Origin of the sequence: Streptomyces sp. NPDC048479, from assembly GCF_040651435.1 — a bacterium.
Lineage (GTDB): Bacteria > Actinomycetota > Actinomycetes > Streptomycetales > Streptomycetaceae > Streptomyces.
Genome location: NZ_JBEZKA010000009.1, coordinates 255,488 through 276,837 on the forward strand (window position 1 = coordinate 255,488; position 21,350 = coordinate 276,837).

At 70.9% G+C, this 21,350-nt stretch carries 17 protein-coding genes; 12 read left to right on the forward strand and 5 right to left on the reverse strand.

Going from position 1 to position 21,350, the window contains the following annotated elements; all coding sequences use genetic code 11:
* Nucleotides 1-89 precede the first annotated feature (89 nt).
* Nucleotides 90-725 (forward strand): hypothetical protein, encoded by a 636-nt coding sequence (locus tag AB0D12_RS17195; RefSeq protein ID WP_362682708.1) that lies wholly within the window; start codon nt 90-92, stop codon nt 723-725.
* Between the two features lie 23 nt (nt 726-748).
* Here AB0D12_RS17195 and AB0D12_RS17200 read toward each other — a convergent pair whose 3' ends face one another.
* The 3 genes from AB0D12_RS17200 to AB0D12_RS17210 form a co-directional block, all read right to left on the reverse strand.
* Entirely contained in the window at nt 749-2,047 is a 1,299-nt protein-coding gene (locus AB0D12_RS17200; RefSeq protein ID WP_362682711.1) for a coenzyme F420-0:L-glutamate ligase, read from the reverse strand.
* Nucleotides 2,044-3,000, reverse strand: a complete 957-nt coding sequence (cofD, locus tag AB0D12_RS17205) for a 2-phospho-L-lactate transferase (RefSeq protein WP_362682713.1) — start codon at nt 2,998-3,000, stop codon at nt 2,044-2,046. Before cofD ends, AB0D12_RS17200 begins: the two co-directional genes overlap by 4 nt.
* 65 nt (nt 3,001-3,065) lie before the next feature.
* Nucleotides 3,066-3,566, reverse strand: a complete 501-nt coding sequence (locus AB0D12_RS17210) for a cysteine dioxygenase family protein (RefSeq protein WP_327323973.1) — start codon at nt 3,564-3,566, stop codon at nt 3,066-3,068.
* Nucleotides 3,567-4,218: 652 nt separating this feature from the next.
* Here AB0D12_RS17210 and AB0D12_RS17215 point away from each other — a divergent pair.
* From AB0D12_RS17215 to AB0D12_RS17225, 3 genes are all read left to right on the forward strand, one after another.
* Nucleotides 4,219-4,482, forward strand: coding sequence for a WhiB family transcriptional regulator (locus tag AB0D12_RS17215; protein ID WP_326650296.1), 264 nt, complete (start codon nt 4,219-4,221; stop codon nt 4,480-4,482).
* A gap of 237 nt (nt 4,483-4,719) precedes the next feature.
* Nucleotides 4,720-8,439 (forward strand): glycosyltransferase family 2 protein, encoded by a 3,720-nt coding sequence (locus AB0D12_RS17220; RefSeq protein WP_362682718.1) that lies wholly within the window; start codon nt 4,720-4,722, stop codon nt 8,437-8,439.
* On the forward strand, nt 8,436-9,989 hold the full coding sequence (locus tag AB0D12_RS17225; protein ID WP_362682721.1) for a DUF5719 family protein: 1,554 nt from the start codon (nt 8,436-8,438) through the stop codon (nt 9,987-9,989). The genes AB0D12_RS17220 and AB0D12_RS17225 overlap by 4 nt, the downstream gene beginning before the upstream one ends.
* A gap of 45 nt (nt 9,990-10,034) precedes the next feature.
* Here AB0D12_RS17225 and AB0D12_RS17230 read toward each other — a convergent pair whose 3' ends face one another.
* Nucleotides 10,035-10,463: a metallopeptidase family protein gene (locus tag AB0D12_RS17230; protein WP_362682781.1), complete on the reverse strand. Its 429-nt coding sequence runs from the start codon at nt 10,461-10,463 to the stop codon at nt 10,035-10,037.
* Nucleotides 10,464-10,737: 274 nt separating this feature from the next.
* Here AB0D12_RS17230 and AB0D12_RS17235 point away from each other — a divergent pair, with 274 nt between their 5' ends.
* The 7 genes from AB0D12_RS17235 to AB0D12_RS17265 all read left to right on the forward strand — a co-directional run bounded on the left by AB0D12_RS17235 (nt 10,738) and on the right by AB0D12_RS17265 (nt 18,632).
* Complete coding sequence (locus AB0D12_RS17235; RefSeq protein WP_327323970.1) at nt 10,738-11,166, forward strand: DUF3499 domain-containing protein; 429 nt, start codon at nt 10,738-10,740, stop codon at nt 11,164-11,166.
* 219 nt (nt 11,167-11,385) lie between these two features.
* Nucleotides 11,386-13,002 (forward strand): L-lactate permease, encoded by a 1,617-nt coding sequence (locus tag AB0D12_RS17240; RefSeq protein ID WP_362682724.1) that lies wholly within the window; start codon nt 11,386-11,388, stop codon nt 13,000-13,002.
* Nucleotides 13,003-13,052: 50 nt separating this feature from the next.
* Entirely contained in the window at nt 13,053-14,417 is a 1,365-nt protein-coding gene (locus tag AB0D12_RS17245; protein WP_362682727.1) for a phosphomannomutase/phosphoglucomutase, read from the forward strand.
* A 446-nt stretch (nt 14,418-14,863) separates the two neighbouring features.
* The gene (locus AB0D12_RS17250; protein ID WP_326650288.1) at nt 14,864-15,046 is read left to right on the forward strand and encodes a Trm112 family protein; all 183 of its coding nucleotides are present in this window, start codon (nt 14,864-14,866) and stop codon (nt 15,044-15,046) included.
* A gap of 108 nt (nt 15,047-15,154) precedes the next feature.
* Nucleotides 15,155-16,291 (forward strand): SIS domain-containing protein, encoded by a 1,137-nt coding sequence (locus tag AB0D12_RS17255; RefSeq protein ID WP_362682730.1) that lies wholly within the window; start codon nt 15,155-15,157, stop codon nt 16,289-16,291.
* Nucleotides 16,292-16,349: 58 nt separating this feature from the next.
* A complete protein-coding gene (gene manA, locus AB0D12_RS17260; protein WP_362682733.1) occupies nt 16,350-17,555 on the forward strand; it encodes a mannose-6-phosphate isomerase, class I in 1,206 nt (401 codons plus the stop codon).
* Nucleotides 17,556-17,654: 99 nt separating this feature from the next.
* Nucleotides 17,655-18,632 carry a cation diffusion facilitator family transporter gene (locus AB0D12_RS17265; protein WP_362682736.1) on the forward strand — a complete coding sequence of 326 codons (978 nt, stop codon included), beginning with the start codon at nt 17,655-17,657 and terminating at the stop codon, nt 18,630-18,632.
* A 141-nt stretch (nt 18,633-18,773) separates the two neighbouring features.
* Here AB0D12_RS17265 and AB0D12_RS17270 read toward each other — a convergent pair whose 3' ends face one another.
* Nucleotides 18,774-20,858 (reverse strand): fructose-specific PTS transporter subunit EIIC, encoded by a 2,085-nt coding sequence (locus AB0D12_RS17270; RefSeq protein ID WP_362682739.1) that lies wholly within the window; start codon nt 20,856-20,858, stop codon nt 18,774-18,776.
* 361 nt (nt 20,859-21,219) lie between these two features.
* Here AB0D12_RS17270 and AB0D12_RS17275 point away from each other — a divergent pair.
* Nucleotides 21,220-21,350: adenosylhomocysteinase (locus tag AB0D12_RS17275; protein ID WP_362682784.1), on the forward strand; the 131-nt coding region annotated here is incomplete at its 3' end.

The window sequence follows — 21,350 nt, forward strand, 5'->3', positions numbered from 1 at the left end:
ACACCGAGGGCAGAAGGGCCAAGCAACGCGTCACCGTCTGTCTCGCCCCGTGCGAACCCGATGACCTCCAGCGGGCGATCGGCGCGGCCATGGCGCCCTACGACGACAATCGCGCCGACGTCCCCCAACCGGACTCGGTGGGGGAGTGGGACTACTGGTACATCTCCGCCGGCGGCTGGGAGTTCGCGGTGCTGGCCGGGCACGAGGACGATCCGAGGATCGTCAGGGAGGGCGAGGACGAGCACAGGGCGCGGCCCCGCAATCGGTGCGACGGAGGCCCCAAGGGACTGCTGGACTTCGACGCCGACCGGGCCCCGGCAGCCGAGGATGCCGCGAGGCGCCGGCACGAGTGGCAGGAGTTCGCCGCGGCGTATCCGCCGTCCCTGCCGCTGGGCCACTTCTGGCAGAAGGCCTTCCTCGACCCGGCCGGCTACCCGGAGCGGCAGGCGCTGGAGGACTTCGGTGACCAGCCGGTGATCCGGGCGCTGCGCGCGGAGTCCGAGCTGCACGACCGTCTCGGTGACGACCCGGTGGCCGTCTACGGGGACGACCTCGCCGCCTTCGTCGAGCTCAAGACCGCAGACGTACTGCCGACCTGGGCCCTGCTCACACTGGACGGCCGCTGCTTCGAGGGCGGCACGCACGCGTGCCGCCGCAGCCTCGACGCCTGCCTCGACGCCCTGCCGGCCGACGCGATGGTCGTACGCGTGCTGTACCACTCCTGACGGCTGCGGGGCGCAAGGGCGCGTCACCGCACCTCGATGAAGTCCCCCGCCTCCCGCGCCGGCCGTTCCTTCGGCGCCCCGGCCGCATGCCCGACCGCCACCGCGCCCATCGGGTCCCACTCCTGCGGCAGCCGCAGCACGTCCCGTACGACCTCGCGGCAGAACATCGTCGACGACACCCACGCCGAGCCGAGCCGCTCACCCGCCAGCGCCACCAGGAAGTTCTGCACGCCCGCGCCCGCAGCGACCACGAACATCTCGCGCTCGGCGGCGTCCCGGCGCTCGTCCCCGTAGTGGTGCGAGCCGTCCGCCACCAGGCACGGCACGACCAGATACGGCGCCTTGCGCAGCACGTCCCCGCGCCGCACCCGCTTCGCGATGGACTCTTCCGACTTGCCGTCGCGCCGCAGGTCCGCGATCCACGCGTCCCGCATCGCGTCGAGCAACCCGGTGCGCGCCGCAGCGGATTCGAGGAGTACGAACCGCCAGGGCGTCGTGTGATGCGGCGCCGGAGCCGTCACAGCCGCGGCGACGGCGCGGCGCACCGCACCGCCGTCCACCGGCTCGTCCGTGAACTCCCGCACCGTACGGCGCTGGGTCACCGCCTCCCGTACCGCCTCCGAGGTCCCCAGCCGGAACATGTCGTCGGCCGCGACCCGGACCATCGCCCGCGCTCCCTCGGCCGCGTCGGCCACCAGATGCGGCAGACCGCGCACCACCGCGACCGGCAGACCCGCCACCTTGCCCTTCACCAGGTCGCCCGCCGCGGCCAGTTCGTCCGCGGTGGCGACGACGGTCGCGCTCAGCGGATTGCCGTACGTATCGGCCCCGCCGCGCAGATCGTCCAGTACCCGCACGCCCGCAGCGCCGATCGCGACATCGGTCAGACCGTTGCGCCAGGGCCGCCCGAAGGTGTCCGTGACGATCACGCCGACGTCGACCCCGAGCGACTCCCGCAGCCCTTCGCGGATCGCCCGCGCCGAGGCATCAGGATCGGCGGGCAGCAACAGCACTGTCCCCGCAGGGGTGTTGGAGGCGTCGACCCCGGCCGCGGCCATCACCAGGCCCTGCCGGTTCTCGACGATACGAAGGGTGCCGCGCCGCGCCACCACCCGTACCGTCTCCGCGTCGATGGCTGCCTCGCGGTCGGCCGCCTCGACGACCCGCCCCTCCGCCTTGCTCACGATCTTCGAGGTGACGAGCAGTACGTCGCCGTCCACCAGCTCCGGTGAGGCCGCGGTGATCAGCTTCGCGAGGTCGTCGCCCGGCTGGACCTCCGCAAGACCGGGCAGCGCCCAGACCCGGTAGGAGGGCGGGTTCACGCCCGTACCTCCTCGGCCAGGGCCAGCGCCTGACGCGCCATCTCGGCGGTCGCGTCCACATCCGTCATCAGCAGCGGCACGGCCCGGCAGCGGATCCCCGCCGCCTCGACCTCCGCCACCGCGCCCGCGTCCACCGTGTCGACCAGCCAGCCGTCGAGCAGCCCGGAGCCGTAGTGCTGGGCGACGGCCGCGGCCGTCGCCTCCACGCCCACCGCGGCCAGGACCTTGTCCGCCATGCCGCGCACCGGCGCGTCCCCGACGATGGGGGACAGGCCCACGACCGGGACGCCCGCTTCGGCTATGGCCTCGCGGATCCCCGGCACGGCCAGGATCGTGCCGACGCTGACGACGGGGTTGGAAGGCGGGAAGAGGATGACGTCGGCGGCGGCGATCGCCTCCAGCACCCCGGGCGCCGGCTTCGCCTGGTCCGCGCCGACGGGCACGACGGCCTCCGCGGCCACGGACGCCCGCAGCTTCACCCAGTACTCCTGGAAGTGGACGACCTTGCGCTCGCCCTCGACCTCGACGGCGACATGCGTTTCGACGCGGTCGTCGGACATCGGCAGCAGCCGCACGCCCGGGTTCCAGCGCGCGCAGAGCGCCTCGGTGACGGCGCTGAGCGGATAGCCCGCGCTCAGCATCTGCGTACGGACGATGTGCGTGGCGAAGTCGCGGTCGCCGAGACCGAACCACTCGGGTCCCACGCCGTACGCCGCGAGCTCGCTCTTGACCTGGAAGGTCTCGTCCGTACGGCCCCAGCCCTGCTCCTCGTTGATGCCACCGCCGAGGGTGTACATCACGGTGTCGAGGTCGGGGCAGACCTTCAGTCCGAACAGATGGATGTCGTCGCCGGTGTTGCCGATCACCGTGACGTCCGCTTCGGGCGCGGCCTGCTTGAGACCGCGGAGGAAACGGGCGCCGCCGATGCCGCCGGCCAGAACCACAATGCGCATGCAGACAGTCTGTCAGGCGGAGCCTGATCCCATGAGGGGTGGTGGTCGGGCGACGGGCGGGACTGTCAGGCGGCTACGACATCCCGTTCGGCCGGGGAGCACTGGGAGCTGTGCATCGGCATATCGGTCAGACCCGGGTAGTAGATGTGCAGGCTGACCGCAGGCTCGAGCGAGTCATTGACCACCTCGTGCACATATCCGGGCGCGAACACCCGCTGCGCGCCGGCCGACAGGGACCGGGAGGTGTCTGCGGTGCGCTCGGTGAGCTCGCCGTCGAGGACGGTCAGCACACCGGAGGACAGTCCGTGGTCGTGCAGTCCGCTGCCCTGCCCCGGGACCCAGGACAGCAGCCACACCTCGTAGCCCGGACCGGTGCGCAGCCGGTGGTACCAGCGGGTGGTGGTGTCGTACTGGACGAGGTGGGCCCACTGCGCGCGGTCGGCGGCGATGGAGCGGGCCAGGCCGACGAAGTCGGCGACGGTGGCCGGGTGCTCACGGGCGGGCTGGAGCAGGTGCTGTACGGCGAGGATGTCGCCGGCGATCTGGAGGTCGCTGTCGCTGTTCATGGGTGCGGTGGTTCCTCGGCAGAGAACGTGCAGTGCAGGGGTGTCGCAGGACATGCGGTGCATACGGCGATGAGCTGTACGCGGTGGTGAAGCTGGAGCGCTAGGGCATCAACAGCTGGAACAGCAACAGCGCGCCTGGACAGCGCTGCGGAACCCGCGGAGGGGGGTTGCGAAGGGCGCTGAGGTCACTGGCATGCAATCAAAGGTGACGGGTGGGTCCAATACTGTCAACTCAATGACCGATTTGGCGGTAATGTTTCACCTCATCCGGTTACTGGTTGCGGAGAAAGGTTTGTGCAGCCGCGACCGCGGAGACATGGCGCAGCAACCGCGCTGACAAACGCCGTTGCGGTCCCGTGATCGGACTGTGATCCGGATCGCTTCAGTGGCTCGATGGGCAACAAGATCGATCCCGGCCACGTCTTCTCCGTGTGAGAGGAGGAGTGCGGGGCAGGCCGGTGGCATGTGTCAGGTTTCTCATGATTTGAACACTTTCCGCAAAGCTTTGGTTCCCCAGAGTGAATACCGGGCCCAATAGCAGATCTCGGCTTGACTGGCTTGGAGCACCGCACTTGTAATTTCACTCGTGTCGTTCGGCCGAAAAGCGACACCGGCAACATCACGGGGACGCAAAAACAGACGAGGGGCGCACATGACCGAGCTGTTCGAACAACTGCTGGTCGAGGACGCGGACGAGGAACTCGGCTGGCAGGAGCGCGCGTTGTGCGCCCAGACCGACCCCGAGTCCTTCTTCCCCGAGAAGGGCGGATCCACCCGCGAGGCCAAGAAGGTCTGCCTTGCCTGCGAGGTCCGCCCCGAATGTCTCGAGTACGCCCTCGCCAACGACGAGCGATTCGGTATCTGGGGCGGCCTGTCCGAACGCGAACGCCGCCGGCTGAAGAAGGCCGCCGTCTGAAAACCGAACCGATACCCGAGACCCGACCAAACACCACAAGCCCGTACCTAAACCACGGTCCGCCGACTGCGCACTCGCCGCAGTCGGCGGACCGTTCTGTCTCACCCGTCGCCCGACTACCACCCCGTCGAGTCGCTTCGCGCCGCAGCGCTTTTTCATACCGTTAGTGTGGGGCCCCGTCCGAGACGCTCCAACGCCCCTACGGGGCGACCCCCCGGCCGGAGGGCCCGTACCTCAATGTCCCCCACCACAGCCGCGTTTGTTCCCGCACACCCGCCCGAGTTCCCGCGGCATGTCGTCACCGCCGTGCTCGTCTCCCACGACGGCGCACGCTGGCTCCCCGACGCCCTCGCCGGACTCCTCGGCCAGGAACGCCCGGTACAGAACGTCATCGCCGCCGACACCGGCAGCGCCGACGACTCCGCGCGGCTGGTCACCGAAGCACTCGGCGCCGAACGCGTACTGCACCTCGCCCGCCGCACCGGCTTCGGCACCGCCGTGGACGAAGCGGCCCGCACCGCCGGCGTGCTCACCCCCGACGACCTGCCCTACCTGAAGCGGCCCAGCGGCTGGGACCCGGTCAGCAGGAGCTGGCGCGACGACGCCTACGACATGCCCGAGCTGCCCCATGGCGAACCCGTCCAATGGCTGTGGCTCCTCCACGACGACAGCGCACCCGAACCCGGCGCTCTCGCCGAACTGCTGCGCGTCGCCGACTCCGACGAATACGCCGCCATCGTCGGACCCAAACTCCGCGGCTGGTACGACCGCAAACAGCTCCTCGAGGCAGGCGTCTCCATCGCCAACAGCGGACGCCGCTGGACCGGACTCGACCGGCGCGAACAGGACCAGGGACAGCACGACCAGATCCGCTCCGTCCTCTCCGTCTCCTCCGCCGGCATGCTCATCCGCCGCGACGTCTTCGAAGAGCTCGGCGGCTTCGACCGACGACTTCCCCTCATGCGCGACGACGTCGACCTCTGCTGGCGCGCCCACGCCGCAGGACACCGCGTCCTCATCGCCCCCGACGCCGTCATGCGGCACGCCGAAGCCGCCGCCCGCGAACGCCGCACCGTCGACTGCGCGGGACGCTCCGTCGCCAGCCCGCACCGCGTCGACAAGGCCGGGGCCGTCTACACCCTCCTCACCAACGCACGCGGCGCCGTACTCCCGTACGTACTCCTGCGCATCGTCTTCGGCACCCTGCTGCGCACTCTCGCCTACCTCGTCGGAAAAGTCCCCGGCCAGGCCGTCGACGAAGTCATGGGCCTCTTCGGCACCCTGCTGCGGCCCGAACGGATCATCGCCGGACGCCGCAGGCGCTCTCGGCGAGCGGTCGAGGCCGGCGAACTGCGCCCCCTCTTCCCGCCGACGGGCGCGACCGTCCGCGCCACCGTCGAACAGGTCGCGGGCCACTTCGGCGGCGGCTCCGACGCCGACTCCGGCGGCTCCCGGCACGGCGCCGTCGAATCCGGACCCGGCGGCGACGATGCGGACTTCCTCGAGATCGAACAGTTCGCCCGCCTGAAGAAAATAGGGCGCAAGCCGGGACCGGTGCTCTTCGCCGTCCTGCTCCTCGTCTCGCTCGTCGCCTGCCGCGGACTCTTCGGCAGCGGCGCCCTCGCGGGCGGCGCACTGCTGCCCGCCCCGGCCGACGTCTCCGAGCTCTGGTCCCGCTACGCCGACAACTGGCACCCCCTCGGCACCGGCGGCACCCAGACCGCGCCGCCCTACCTCGCGGTGCTCGCGGCGCTCTCCGCCCTCTTCCTCGGCTCCACCGGTTTCGCACTCACCGTGCTGCTCGTCTGCTCGGTCCCGCTCGCCGGACTCACCGCCTACTTCGCCTCCCGGCCCGTCGTCGAGTCCCGGCTGCTGCGGGCCTGGGGGAGCGTCGCGTACGCGTTCCTGCCCGCCGCGACCGGCGCACTCGCCACCGGACGGCTCGGCACCGCCGTACTCGCGATCCTGCTGCCCCTCATCGCACGCGCCGGCGTCGCCGCCCACGGACTGCGCGGCGGCAACGGCGGCGGACGCGGAAGCTGGCGCGCCACCTGGGCCTACGCCCTCCTGCTGACCTTCACCATGGCGTTCACACCCATCGTGTGGCCGATCGCGCTCGTCCTCGGCATCGGCGTTCTCGTACTGCGGCGTGACGACATCACCGCATACGGACTGCGCTTCCTCGCCGCCGTCGGCACCCCGCTCCTCGTGCTCGCGCCGTGGTCGCTGACCCTGCTCACCGGCCCGTCCGGCTTCTTCCGTGAAGCCGGACTCGAGTTCGGCACCGGATCGGCCGGCGCACTCGACCTCCTCGGTATGAGCCCCGGCGGCCCCAAGGCCGCAGGCGGAATCCTGCTCATCGGCATCGTCCTGGCCGCACTCGCGGCCCTGCTGCGCGGCGAACGGCAGTTCGCGATCCGCGCCGCCTGGGCCGCCGCACTTGTCGCACTGATCTTCGCGGTGCTCGCCAACGGCTCCGGCTGGGCAGGACCCGCCACCCTCGTCTACGGCATCGCCCTGCTCGCCGCCGCCGTCATCGGCGCCGAAGGCGGCCGCTCCCGCGTCGCCGCCGAGAACTTCGGCTGGCGCCAGCCCGTCGCGGTCCTCGTCACGCTCGCCGCCGGCATCGCCCCCCTTCTCGCCGCAGGCAACTGGATGCTCAGCGGCGCCGCGGGACCGCTGCAACGGCGCGACCCCGTCCAGGTGCCCGCCTTCGTCGCCGCAGAGAGCGACACCCGCGACCAGCCACGCACCCTCGTCCTCGGCGGCACCTCCGCCGCCAAGGTCTCGTACACCCTCGTACGCGGCTCCGGCGGCCGCCTGGGCGACGCCGAACTGTCCGAGGCCGGCGGCAGCGACGGACGCCTCGACAAGGTCGTCGCCAACCTCGTCGCGGGCTCCGGCGCCGACCAGACCAGCCAGCTCAGCGGCTTCGCGATCCGTTACGTACTCGTACGCGACGGAGCACCGCGCCAGACCAGCCGCGTCCTCGACGCCACCCCGGGCCTCACCCGGCTGAGCCAGCTCGACGGCAGCGCACTGTGGCGCGTCGACCGCCAGGTCGCACGGGCCACCATCGTCACCGGCAAGGCCGACCCCCTGCCCGTCGCCGCCGACCCGGTCGAGGCCCACGCCAGGATCCCGGCCGGTGCGTCCGGACGCGTGCTGCGCATCGCGGACCGCGCCGACGCAGGCTGGCAGGCAACGCTCGACGGCCGCGTGCTGACGAAGACCACCGCCGACGGCTGGGCCCAGGGCTTCGAGCTGCCCGCCGAGGGCGGTCGGCTGGATCTGACGTACGACGATCCCGCCACCCACACGGGCTGGATCTGGGCCCAGGGCGCGTTCGCGCTGGTGCTGCTGGTGCTCGCGCTTCCGGGCCGGCGCCGGGAGATCGACGACGACCTGCCGGACGAGGAGATCGCCGTACCGGCTCAGCCGGTGGAGGGCGAAGGCCGCAGGGCACGCAGACTGCGCGCGCAGGCGGAAGCGGAGGCCGAGTCGGACACGGCGCTGGGGACGGAGGTGGGGACGGCAGAGCAGGTTCAGACCTACGCCGACCCGGACCCGGACGCGTACGGCCAACTCGGCGCACAGCGGGCCGGGCAGCAGCCGACGCACTACGCGGCGGTGCCCCAGCAGCAGTACGGCGAATGGGACGCGCAGTCCTACGCGGACACCGGGTACACCGCCCCGTACGACAACGAGCAGTACCAGGGCGGCGCCCAGTACGACGGCCGGCAGCAGTACGGCGGTGAGCAGTACGGCGCTGCGGACCAGTACCAGCAGCAGCCGTACCAGGCCGACCCGTACCAGGCGGCGAACTACGGGGACGGGCAGTACCAGGAGGCCCAGTACGACCCGTACGGCTACGACCGGCAGGGCGGACAGCCCTACGCCGACGGCAGCGAGACCGAACAGCATCCCGGCAACACTTCGCGAGGCGAGTCAGAGTGAAGCGCACTACCATCTCCCTGATCGCGACCACCGTCGCACTCGCCGCGATCACCGGGTTCGCCGCCCTCACCGCACCGGGCGGCGGCTCGACGGCGGAAGCCGGGGCCGCGGCGCGGCTGCCCGTCGAACGCTCCAGCCTGCTCTGCCCGGCGCCGAGCAGCTCCGAGATCGCGGAGACGGCGTACACCTCGTTCACCCCGGTCGGGAAGGCCGGAGACGCGAAGGACGGTGCAGCCGAGCTGAAGGCGTCCGCCGCCACCCTGGCCGACACCGGCACCGCGCCCAAGAAGGACACCAAGAAGGCCGCCAAGAAGGACGCCGCGGCGGAGGGCGCGAAGAAGCCGGCGCCCGACAAGGCGGTGCTCGCGCTGAAGGAGCCCGGCAAGCCCGTCGCCGCCAAGGCCGCCGGCGGCGAGGCCCCCGCCCTCGTCGGCACCGCCACCGGCCGCCTCGCCCCCGGCTGGACCGCCCAGCAGACCACCACGGTCACCGCGGGCGGCTCGCGCGGCGTGCTCGGCGTCAGCTGCACCGCACCCGACACCGACTTCTGGTTCCCGGGCGCCTCCATCGCCAAGAACCGCCAGGACTACGTCCACCTCACCAACCCGGACCCGACGGCGGCCGTCGCCGACATCGAGCTGTACGGCAAGGACGGCGCCCTCAAGACCACACTGACCGAGGGCATCCCGGTCCCTGCCGGATCCAGCGTCCCGGTCCTGCTCTCCACACTGACCTCCGACCCCGCCGCGGATCTGACCGTCCATGTCACCACCCGCACGGGCCGCGTCGGAGCGGTGGTGCGGGCAGCCGACGACAAGGCGGGCAGTGACTGGCTGGCCGCCTCGGCCGATCCGTCGGGCACCGCGGTACTGCCGGGCATCCCTGCGGACGCCACCTCGGTCCAGCTGGTGGCCTTCGCCCCCGGCGACGACGACGCCGACCTGAAGGTGCAGCTGGCGGGCGCGACCGGCCGGATCACCCCGGCCGGACACGAGACGCTGCACATCAAGTCCGGCATGACCGCGGCCGTCGACCTGCAGGACGTCACCAAGGGCGAGGCCGGATCACTGATCCTCAGCCCGGCGCAGAGCAGCCAGGCGACCCCGGTGGTGGCGGCGCTGCGCGTCGTGCGCGGCAAGGGTGACAAGCAGGAGGTCGCCTTCATCCCGGCGACCGCACCGGTGGGGGAGCGGGCGACCGCGGCCGACAACCGCGCCAAGGGCTCGATCCTGTCCCTGACCGCGCCGGACGCCGGCGCACAGGTCAAGGTCACCGCCTCGGCGGGTACGCAGGGCGGCACTCAGGTCGTCAAGACGTACACGGTCAAGGCCGGTACGACACTGGCGGTCCCCCCGCCGGTCCCGGCCGGCCTCAAGGGCTCGTACGCGCTGACCGTCGAGACGGTGTCGGGCGGCCCGGTGCACGCGTCGCGCACGCTCACGCTGCCGCAGGACGGCATCCCGATGTTCACGGTGCAGACACTGCCGGACGACCGGGGGACGGTGGCGGTGCCGAAGGCGGAGCAGGACCTGTCAGTACTGGACGACTGACGAGATCGACCAGCGCAACGACCGACAGCAGTGGACTGCCGTCGGTCAGTCCTGTCCGTATCGCGGGTCGACCGACTCCGGCGCCAGCCCCAGCAGCTCAGCCACCTGCTCCACGACCACCTCGTGCACCAGGAGTGCGCGCTCGTCGCGATTCTTCGTCCGGATCTCGACGGGCCGCCGGTAAACCACGATCTGAGCCCGCCGTTCCTTTTCCGCGGGAGCCGAGTTGCCCAGCGGCACCGACTCGTCCGGCGCGCCCGGCACGTCCAGTACGAGGAAATCGACGTCGGCGAGCTGTGGCCAGCGTCGCTCCAGCCGCTCCACCGAGTCCTGCACCAGGTCCCGGAAGGACTCGGCCCGGCTCGCGGCGAGGGGTACCTGGGGCGGCGCGACCGGCCCGCGCATCCCGCGGCCATGGCGGTCGCGGCGACGCGGCCGCGGTTCGGACGGGCGGGGCGGCACAGAACTGTCCATCACTGACGCAGGGTAACTCTCACTGGGGTGCGGCGATCGGGTCCGCGCCGCGGGGAGGGGGCATGTCGCTAATTGAGCATTCCGGCCAAGCTTGGGCCCGATTGCATACCTCTCCACGATCGCCGTTCTCATCGTGATTGACCTTATTTACCCCGAGTCATGACCGCATCGCCCGCGGGTGTCGCCGGCGCGCTTCTCCTCCCGTGCAGGTCAGGGCAGTTGCTCGAGGAGCCTCTATGGTCGACATCACAGCACGACACGGTGGGGTGACCTGGTGGAGAGTCGTCGCAGCCCGCTCAAGAGTGCGGTACCGTCCAACGTCGTGAGCCCTGTACGTCGCTGTTCGCGCACCGCGTGCGGCCGCCCCGCCGTCGCGACACTGACGTACGTCTATGCCGATTCGACCGCGGTCCTCGGCCCGCTCGCCACCTATGCCGAGCCCCACTGCTACGACCTGTGTGCCGAGCACAGTGAGCGTCTGACCGCCCCGCGCGGCTGGGAGGTCGTGCGGCTCACCGACGGCTCCGCCCCGCCCCGCCCCAGCGGCGACGATCTTGAGGCGCTCGCCAATGCCGTACGGGAGGCAGCCCGCCCGCAGGGACGGACTGCCGAGGCCGGCGCGCAGAACGGCCGCCGGACGGCGGACCCGAGGGAGGTCGCGCGCCGCGGCCATCTGCGGGTGCTGCGTTCCCCGGACTCCTGAGCCCTCGCGCCCTGGAGCGCGCCCTTCTGCTGAGCGCCCCCGCTCCACCTGCTGAGCGCCTTCGCCCCACCCGCTCCACGAGCCCCGCCGCTCGTTCATTCCTTGAATCCTGTACGGAATCCTGTACGGACCATTGACCTCCACTTGTCGCGGACACGACCATTCCCTCACCCGTGAGAGATCGCTTTCCGCATCGCGGAATTCGGAGGTAGGTCTGTCGTGTTCGTGCAGGAACTGGAACCCGTCGCCGACTCGCTCGCCCTGTCCGCCCTCGTCGCCGCGCTCCCGCTGGTCACCGTCATGGTGCTGCTCGGAGCCGTACGGATGAAGGCCCACCGCGCCGGACTCATCGGCCTCGCCGTCGCGGCGCTGGTCGCCTGGCTCGCCTACGGAATGCCCCTCGGTCAGACCCTCTCGGCCGGCGCGCAGGGTGTGCTCTTCGGCCTCTTCCCCATCATGTGGATCGTCGTCAACGCCCTGTGGGTGTACCGGATGACGGTCCGTACCCAGCACTTCGACATCCTGCGGCGTTCCTTCGGCCGGCTCTCCGACGACCCTCGCATCCAGGCCCTCGTCATCGCCTTCTGCTTCGGTGCGCTGCTCGAAGCACTCGCCGGTTTCGGCGCGCCGGTCGCCATCTGTTCGGTGATGCTCGTCGCGCTCGGCTTCGACCCGGTCAAGGCGGCGGTCGTCTCGCTCGTGGCCAACACCGCGCCCGTCGCGTTCGGCGCCATGGGCACCCCGGTGGTGACGCTCGCTCAGGTCACCGGCCTGCCGCTGGACTCGGTCGCCTCGGTGGTCGGCCGCCAGACGCCGCTGCTCGCCCTCGTCGTGCCGCTGGTGCTGGTCGGTCTGGTCGACGGGCGGCGGGGTCTGCGGGAGACCTGGGCGCCCGCGCTCGCCTGCGGATTCGCCTTCGCGGCAGCCCAGTTCGCGGCGGCCAACTATGTCTCGGCCCAACTCGCCGACATCGGAGCGGCGTTGGTGGGCGCGGCGGCGCTCGTCGCGGTGCCGGGCGCGCGCAGGCCGGCCGCGGAACCGGTACGTGCTGCGGTGCTCACAGGCGTACGGAGTGAGGACCTGGACCACGAGGACCCGCGGCGCGAAGTGGTGCGCGCCTACGCCCCGTACGTACTCATCGTCGCGATCTTCTCCGTCGCCCAGATACCGCCTGTCAAACGGCTGCTGGCAGAAGCGACCCGTGTCTTCGACTGGCCGTTCCTCGATGTCGCGAGTCCGGAGGGTAAGCCGGTCGGCGCGAATGTCTTCACGATGCCGCTCGTCTCCACCGGCGGGACGCTGGTGCTGCTCGCGGGTGTGGTGACCGCGTTCGTCCTGGGCGTACGTGGGCGGGAGGCGCTGCGCGAGTGGGCGGCGACCGTGCACGAACTGCGGTACGCGATCCTCACGGTCACCTCCGTACTGGCACTCGCGTACGTCATGAACCTGTCCGGACAGGCCGCCTCCATCGGTCACCTCGTGGCCGCGGCGGGCGCGGGACTTGCCTTCCTCTCCCCGGTGCTCGGCTGGTTCGGCGTCGCGGTCTCCGGCTCGGACACCTCCGCGAACGCGCTCTTCGGCGCGCTGCAGGTGACGGCGGCGCGGGAATCGGGGCTCTCGCCCGAGCTGTTGGCGGCGGCCAACAGTTCCGGAGGGGTCCTCGGCAAGATGATTTCGCCGCAGAACCTGACGATCGCCTGCGCCGCGGTCGGGCTCGCGGGCAAGGAGGGCGACCTGCTGCGCAAGGTGCTCCCGTGGAGCCTGGGACTGCTCCTGGTGATGTGCCTGATCGTGACGGCACAGAGCACACCGGTACTGGGCTGGATGCTGCCTTAGTTTGTGCGGGTAGTTTGACGTGACCGCAGAGACTTCAGGAAGGTTGGGCCGTGACTGCTGATCTGTCGCAGATCGTGAAGGCGTACGACGTCCGCGGGGTGGTGCCGGATCAGTGGGACGAGGCCCTGGCCGAACTGTTCGGGGCCGCCTTCGTCCAGGTGACGGACGCGGACGCGATCGTCGTCGGCCATGACATGCGGCCGTCGTCGCCAGGGCTTTCCGGGGCGTTCGCGCGCGGGGCCGCGGCCCGGGGCGCGGATGTCACCCTGATCGGCCTGTGCTCGACGGACCAGCTGTACTTCGCTTCGGGGAAGCTGGGTCTGCCGGGCGCGATGTTCACCGCCTCGCACAACCCGGCGCAGTACAACGGCATCAAGATGTGCCGGGCGGGCGCCGCACCGGTGGGCCAGGACACGGGCCTCGCGGACATCCGCGCGCTGGTCGAGTCCTGGTCCGGGCAGGGCGCACCGTCCCCGGCCGAGGTGCCGGGCACGGTGACCGAGCTGGACACGCTGACGGACTACTCGGCGCATCTGCTGTCCCTGGTGGACCTGTCGGCGATGCGTCCGCTCAAGGTGGTCGTGGACGCGGGCAACGGCATGGGCGGCCACACCGTCCCGACCGTCTTCGGGTCCCTGCCCCTCACGCTCGTACCGATGTACTTCGAGCTGGACGGCACTTTCCCCAACCACGAGGCGAACCCGCTGGACCCGCGGAACATCGTCGACCTCCAGGCCCGCGTGCGGTCCGAGGGCGCGGACCTGGGCCTGGCCTTCGACGGCGACGCGGACAGGTGCTTCGTCGTGGACGAGCGCGGCGAGGGCATCTCGCCGTCGGCGATCACGGCGCTGGTGGCGGCGCGTGAGCTGGCCAAGCACCCCGGCGGCACGGTGATCCACAACCTGATCACGTCGTGGTCGGTCCCGGAGGTCGTCCGCGAGAACGGCGGCACTCCGGCCCGTACGCGGGTCGGTCACTCCTTCATCAAGGAGGAGATGGCCCGTACTGGAGCGATCTTCGGCGGCGAGCACTCGGCGCACTACTACTTCCGGGACTTCTGGAACGCGGACACCGGCATGCTGGCGGCGCTGCATGTACTGGCGGCGCTGGGCTCCCAGGACGGCCCGCTGTCGTCGCTGGTCGCACAGTACGACCGGTACACGGGCTCGGGCGAGATCAACTCCACGGTCGACGACCAGGCGGGCCGTACGGCGGCGGTGAAGGCTGCGTTCGGGGCGCGCGAGGACGTGACGACCGACGAACTGGACGGCCTGACGGTGTCGACGGCGGACTGGTGGTTCAACCTCCGCCCGTCGAACACCGAGCCACTGCTGCGCCTGAATGTGGAGGCACGCGACGAGGCGACGATGACGAAGGTGCGGGACGAGGTCCTGACACTGGTCCGTGCTTCCTGACCCTGAGTGAGTCCCAGCCGGGTCCGGGGATGGGTCACTGCCCCCGGCCCCGGGTGCAGCGCCTCGTTCGGCGGCGCGCCCGTACCCCCGGGTGCAGCGCCTCGTTCGGCGGCGCGCCCGTACCCCCGGGTGCAGCGCCTCGTTCGGCGGCGCGAAGCTGCCGCCCCGGGGCGCGGGGGGTACCCCGTAGCCCCACATCTCATGGGCGGGCGGGTGGGGAAACGCCCGGGGCCCGGGGCGGAGCCCCGGTTTCGGGAAGGGGCGGGCAGGGGAACGCCCCGCACCCCACCCGCACCCCGACCCACCCGCGCTCCCGTACCCCGCCCACCCAGAACGCGCCGCACCCCGCCCCCCAGCGGTAGGCTGACGTGGCTCAATCCGCATGACCGCGACCGCATGTTCGAAGCGACTTCGACATGCGGCATGCCCGAAGGGACACCCCACACATGCCGCTCGAAGCCGGCCTCCTGGAGATCCTCGCCTGCCCGGCCTGCCACGCTCCGCTCAGCGACCGAACGGCAGCCGACACACCCGAGCTGATCTGCACGGGCAAGGACTGCGGCCTGGCCTACCCGGTGCGGGACGCCATCCCCGTCCTCCTCGTCGACGAGGCACGCCGCCCGGCTTAACCCGCACCACGCGCGCACCCCACCAACCGCACCCGCACCAACCGCACCCGCACCACCGCACAACAACCAGACCCCCCGCACGCGCACGGCGATCGGAGGCCCACCCCCATGCTCGACGAGTCGCTCCTCGATGCCCCGGACGCCCTGGCCCGAGCCGATCGCCGAGGCCTCCTCCGAGGGGCCGCCGAGGCCGGGGCGCGTGTACGCACCGCCGCCAGGCACGCCGCCGAGGCAGGTATCGCCGAGCTCAAGCCCGAGGGCCGCCCCCGGTCCGTACTCATCGCGGGCCCCGGCACCGCCGCCACCGGCGTCGCCGACCTGGTCAGCGCGCTCGCCGGCGCCACCGCCCCCGTCGCCCGGCTCGCCCCCACCGGCGTAGCCCCGGCCGCCGGCGCCCTCCGCTGGGCGCTGCCCGGCTGGGCCGGCTCCGTGGACCTCCTCCTCATCACGACCACCGACGGCAGCGAACCCGGCCTCGCCCTCCTCGCCGAGCAGGCGTACCGCCGCGGCAGCACTGTCGTCGCCGTAGCCCCCCAGCACTCCCCGCTCTCCGAGGCGGTCGACGGCACGCACGGCCTGGTTGTCCCCATGGCCACCGCCCCGCACGAGATGTACGAGGAGACCCAGGCCGCGAGCCCCGGGGCGCTGTGGGCGCTGTTCACTCCGCTCCTCGCGCTTCTCGACCGCGTCGGCGTACTCGAGGCGCCCCCGGAGACGCTCGCCAAGGTGGCCGACCGCCTCGACGCCACCGCCGAACGGTGCGGCCCCGCCATCGCGACGTACAGCAATCCCGCCAAGACGCTCGCCGCCGAGCTCGCCGACAGCCTCCCGCTCATCTGGACGGAGGGCGCGGGCGCCGCCCCCGCGGGCCGCCGCTTCGCCGCCGTACTGGCCGAGCTGGCCGGCCGGCCCGCCCTGGTCGCGGAGCTCCCCGAGGCGCTCCCCGCCCACGGAGTGCTCCTCGCGGGCGCGCTCGCGGCAGGCGCCGACCCGGAGGACTTCTTCCGCGACCGTGTCGCTGAGCAGCAGGCCCTGCGCGCCCGCGTCGTACTTCTGCGCGACCGGCCCGCCGGCGGCCTCACCGCCGCGCCCGCCGCCCGCGAACTGGCGCTCAGCCACGACACCCCGATCAGCGAGCTCGAACCGGAGGAGGGCACCGAGTTGGAGTCGATCGCCGAACTCCTCGCCGTCACCGACTTCGCGGCCGTCTATCTGGCCCTGACGGCCTCGCGCCCTCAGGCCTGAGAACACGGGTACCTGTCGAGTACCTGAGAACACGAGTACTGAGAACTCAAGGAAGAACATGGATCGCCTCTCCAACACCGTGCGCCCCTACGCCTGGGGCTCCACGACCGCCATCCCGGACCTGCTCGGCGTCGCCCCCACCGGCGAGCCACAGGCCGAGATGTGGATGGGCGCCCACCCGGGAGCGCCCTCCCGCGTCACCCGCAGCACTACCGACCAGCCGCTGTCCGACGTCATCGCCGCCGATCCGGTACGCGAACTCGGCTCCGCGGCCGTCGAGAAGTTCGGACCGCGCCTCCCCTTCCTCCTCAAGATCCTCGCGGCCGGCGCTCCTCTCTCCCTCCAGGTTCACCCGAACCTCGAGCAGGCGAGGGAGGGCTACGTGGCAGAGGAGAGCGCGGGCGTCCCGATCGACGCTCCGCACCGCAACTACAAGGACGCCAACCACAAGCCCGAACTGATCTGCGCGCTCACGCCCTTCGACGGCCTGTGCGGATTCCGTACGCCCGTCGAGGCCGCCGATCTCCTCGCCGGACTCGAGGTGGACTCGCTCAAGCCGTACGTCGATCTCCTCCACGCCCACCCGGAAGAGGCCGCTCTCCGCGAGGTACTGACCGCCATCCTGAGCGCCGACCCGGCCGAGATGGCCGCCACCGTCACCGAAGCGGCGGCCGCCGCGGAACGCCTCGGCGGCGCCTACGCCCCGTACGCCGCGATTGCGCACCAATTCCCCGGCGACCCGGGCGTGATCGCCGCCATGCTGCTCAACTACGTCCAACTGCAGCCCGGCGAGGCGCTGTTCCTCGGTGCCGGCGTCCCGCACGCGTATCTCAACGGCCTCAGTGTCGAGATCATGGCCAACTCCGACAATGTGCTGCGCTGCGGACTGACCCCCAAGCATGTGGACGTTCCCGAACTGCTGCGCATCGTCCGCTTCGAGGCGACCGACCCGGGCGTTCTGCGCCCGGAGGCCGCGCCCTCGGGCGAGGAGGTCTACGAAACCCCGATCCACGAGTTCCGCCTCTCCCGCTACACGCTGGCTCCCGGCGCACAGTCCCGCGATCTCACCGCTCCCACCCCGCAGATCCTGCTCTGCACGGCGGGCAGCGTGACGGTGGACAGCGTGCCCGCGGGAAGTGCGACGGCCGGTGAGCTGACCCTCGCCCCTGGCGAGTCGGCCTTCGTCCCGGCGGGGGACAAGACGGAGATCTCGGGCACAGGATCCGGTTCCGGCACCGTCTTCCGAGCCACTGTGGTGGCCTGACGCGGCGCCATCTTCGAGGGCTGCAACAATGGCGCACGGCAAAGACCGGGCAAAGCCCGGGTGGCGACCGACGTAGGTACGAAGGGACATCCGGCACACATGAGCGCGTCAGGCGGAACAAAGGCGATCGTGGCGGCACTGGGCGCCAACATCGCAATCGCGGTAGCGAAGTTCGTTGCGTTCCTCTTCAGCGGCTCGTCGTCGATGCTCGCGGAGAGCGTCCACTCGCTCGCGGACTCCGGAAACCAGGGGCTGCTGCTGCTCGGCGGCAAGAAGGCCAAGCGCGAGGCGACCCCGCAGCACCCCTTCGGCTACGGCCGTGAGCGATACATCTACGCCTTCCTCGTCTCCATCGTTCTCTTCTCGGTCGGCGGCATGTTCGCGATCTACGAGGGCTACGAGAAGATCAAGCACCCGCACGAGATCGAGGCCTGGTACTGGCCGGTCGGCGTCCTGGTCTTCGCGATCATCGCCGAGTCCTTCTCCTTCCGTACCGCGATCAAGGAGTCCAACGAGACACGCGGCAAGCTCTCGTGGACGGAGTTCGTCCGCCGCGCCAAGGCCCCGGAGCTTCCGGTCGTCCTCCTGGAGGACCTGGGCGCGCTGGTCGGTCTGGTCCTGGCGCTCATCGGTGTGGGCCTGGCCCTGGGCACGGGCGACGGCGTCTGGGACGGCATCGGCACCCTCTGCATCGGCGTCCTGCTCATTCTGATCGCGCTGGTCCTGGCGGCCGAGACGAAGTCCCTGCTGCTGGGCGAGGCGGCCGGCACGGACGATGTCGAGAAGATCAAGGCGGCCCTCGTGGACGGTGATGTGGTCACCGGCATCATCCACATGCGTACGCTCCACCTCGGCCCGGAGGAACTGCTGGTCGCAGCGAAGATCGCGGTCAAGCACGACGACACGGCCTCCGAGGTCGCGGACGCGATCAACGCAGCCGAGGACCGCATCCGTAACGCTGTCCCGATCGCCCGCGTGATCTACCTGGAGCCGGACATCTACAGCGAGTCGGCGGCCGCGGCGGGCGTCAACCCGGCGAAGGCCCCGGGCGGCCCGAGCCCGGAGACCTCCCACTGATCTCGCGTCGCCGCTCGCACCACCACGAGAAGGCCCCGATGCCGGCAGGCAGCGGGGCCTTCTCGTCGACAAGGGCCCCGCTCTCGTCGACAAGGGCCCCGCGCAAGCGTTCGCGCGGGGCCCCCTCGTGTTCCCTACGGGCTACTGGATCTCGCGCAGCACGTCGAGGATCGCCGCCTCGTCGGACGCGCCCATCAGCCGCTCCCGGAAACCGGAGTCCATGAGCTTGCGCGACAGCAGCGCCAGGATCCGCAGGTGCTCATCGCCGGCGGCCGCCTCCGGCACCGTGATCATGAAGATCAGCTTGGCCTTCGTACCGTCGAGCGAACCCCACTCCACGCCCTCCGCCGACCGCGCGAACCCGACGATCGGCGCGGTGACCGCATCGGTCTTGGCGTGGGGGATGGCGATCTCCTCGCCGAGCCCGGTGGTGCCCTGGTCCTCGCGGGCGAAGGCGGCCGCCACGAGCGCGACGGGATCGGCGACCTTGCCCGTGCCGGAGAGCATCGCGGCCATCTCCCGGATGGCGTCTTCCTTGCTGTCGGCGGACAGCTGAACCTTGACGGTCTGCACAGTCAGATATCCGGACAGCACGTCGTCCTCGGCCGGTCGTGCCGGTTCGGCCGGTCCTGCCGGTTCGGCCGGTTCGGGCTGCTCGGCCGCAGGCGGCGGGGAAGTGAGCGCGGTCTCGGTCCGTACGCCCCCGGCACCGACCCCGACAAGGGCCGGCTCGGGCACCAGCGCATCCACGCCCACACTCACCGGCGCCGGCGCACCGGCCCCGCGCGTCTTCCGCTCCTTGACGTCGATCAGCGCATTCGTGGTGATCGCGGTGACGACGGTGCCGATCGCGACCGCCAGGAAGAACATCGGCACCCCTCCGACCGCACCGAGCACGGCCACGATCGGCCCACCGTGCGGAACCGCGTCCTCCACGCCGGCCAGACCCGCGATCGCACCGGCCACCGCACCACCGAGCATGTTCGCCGGAATGACCTGGGCCGGCCTGGCCGCCGCGAACGGAATCGCGCCCTCCGAAATCCCGAACATCCCCATGAAGAGCGCGGCCATACCGGTCTCCCGCTCCTGCTCCGAATAGAGCCGCCGCCGGATCAGCGTGGCGAGCCCCTGCCCGAGCGGCATGACCGGAATCGCGGCGGCGCACATACCCATGACGGTCTGGTTGTCGGTGGCGATCAGCCCGGCGCCGAAGAGGAACGCGGTCTTGTTGACCGGCCCGCCCATGTCGAACGCGATCATGAGCCCCAGAATTGCGCCCAGCAGAATCGCACTGGTCCCGGTCATCCCGCTGAGCCAGTCGGTGAGATGCGTGAAGACCCACGAGATCGGCTTGCCGATGACGTTGATGAACAAGAGCCCCAGCACGGAGGTCGCGACGATCGGGATCACGATGATCGGCATGATCGGCCGGACGAACTTCGGGACCTTGACCTTCTTGATCCACAACACCAGATAGCCGGCCAGGAAGCCGGTGACGATCGCACCGATGAAGCCCGCGCCGGCCTTCGGCGAACCGTAGAGCTCGCCGTGCGCGGCAATCCATCCGCCGATCATGCCCGGCACCAGTGCGGGCCGGTCCCCGATGGCGTACGCGATGTAGCCGGAGAGGATCGGGATCATCAGCGTGAAGCCGGCGACGCCGATGTTGTTGACGTCCAGCCAGAAGGAGTCCTTCGGGATGATGTAACCCTCGGGCGTCGCATGGCCCCCCAACGCCAGCGAGATGGCGATCAGCAGCCCGCCGACCACCACGAACGGGATCATGTACGAGACACCGTTCATCAGCGCCTTGTACGCGACGCTGCGCTCCTTGCCGCTCCCGCCCGCGCTGCTCAGCGGCGCCGCGTCCCCGCCCCCGCCGCCCGCCCCCTGCACGGGAGCGTTCTGCACCTGCTCGATCAGCCGCTCGGGGTGGTGGATGCCCTCGGCAACCCCGACGGCCAGCACCTTCTTCCCTGCGAACCGACTGCGGTCCACGTCCTTGTCAGCCGCGATGATGACGCCGTCGGCGTCTATGACATCGTTGTCAGAGAGGACATTCTCGGCCCCGATGGAGCCTTGGGTCTCCACCTTCATATCGATGCCGAGCGCCTCCGCGGCCTGCACCAGCTTCTCCGCCGCCATATAGGTGTGGGCGATGCCGGTCGGACAGGCGGTCACCGCGAGCAGCTTCAACTTTCGCTGCCCACTTGCCGGACTGGTCACGTGGTTCTCCTTACGCTTCGGTGCGCAGATCGTGCAGTGGTTCCCGATCCACGAGGCATCGTGCAACACACGAGCGCGACGGCGAAAGCCGGAGGACGCTGCCAGTTAGGGGCGACGGACCTCGGATGTGGCTGGATCCCAGCCCGGGCGGGCTGGGGCCCACTCGGCCGATCGGTGTAGATTCGTGACCAGAGTCAGACGTCGCTGCTGATGGCGGTCGGGCGGTTCCGTTCCACGGACCGGCCGAGGGAGAGAGGGCCTCCGACGGACTGCACTGCGGGCGCCCGGGCATTCGTATGCCCATGGCCGCCGCAGAGCCAGCCGTACCCACCCTCGACCCACACCACGAGGAGCAGCTCGCATGTCGACTGTCGCCACTGACCAGGACTTCAAGGTCGCCGACCTTTCCCTCGCCGCCTTCGGCCGCAAGGAGATCACTCTTGCCGAGCATGAGATGCCCGGTCTGATGTCGATCCGTGAGGAGTACGCCGC

Excerpts from the sequence above, each read along its gene's own strand:
- AB0D12_RS17215 (WP_326650296.1), top strand. The coding sequence starts at position 4,219 with ATGACCGAGCTGTTCGAACAACTGCTGGTCGAGGACGCGGACGAGGAA.
- AB0D12_RS17210 (WP_327323973.1), bottom strand. The coding sequence starts at position 3,566 with ATGAACAGCGACAGCGACCTCCAGATCGCCGGCGACATCCTCGCCGTA.
- AB0D12_RS17220 (WP_362682718.1), top strand. The coding sequence starts at position 4,720 with ATGTCCCCCACCACAGCCGCGTTTGTTCCCGCACACCCGCCCGAGTTC.
- manA (WP_362682733.1), top strand. The coding sequence starts at position 16,350 with ATGGATCGCCTCTCCAACACCGTGCGCCCCTACGCCTGGGGCTCCACG.
- AB0D12_RS17250 (WP_326650288.1), top strand. The coding sequence starts at position 14,864 with ATGCCGCTCGAAGCCGGCCTCCTGGAGATCCTCGCCTGCCCGGCCTGC.
- AB0D12_RS17195 (WP_362682708.1), top strand. The coding sequence starts at position 90 with ATGGCGCCCTACGACGACAATCGCGCCGACGTCCCCCAACCGGACTCG.
- cofD (WP_362682713.1), bottom strand. The coding sequence starts at position 3,000 with ATGCGCATTGTGGTTCTGGCCGGCGGCATCGGCGGCGCCCGTTTCCTC.
- AB0D12_RS17265 (WP_362682736.1), top strand. The coding sequence starts at position 17,655 with ATGAGCGCGTCAGGCGGAACAAAGGCGATCGTGGCGGCACTGGGCGCC.
- AB0D12_RS17255 (WP_362682730.1), top strand. The coding sequence starts at position 15,155 with ATGCTCGACGAGTCGCTCCTCGATGCCCCGGACGCCCTGGCCCGAGCC.
- AB0D12_RS17230 (WP_362682781.1), bottom strand. The coding sequence starts at position 10,463 with ATGGACAGTTCTGTGCCGCCCCGCCCGTCCGAACCGCGGCCGCGTCGC.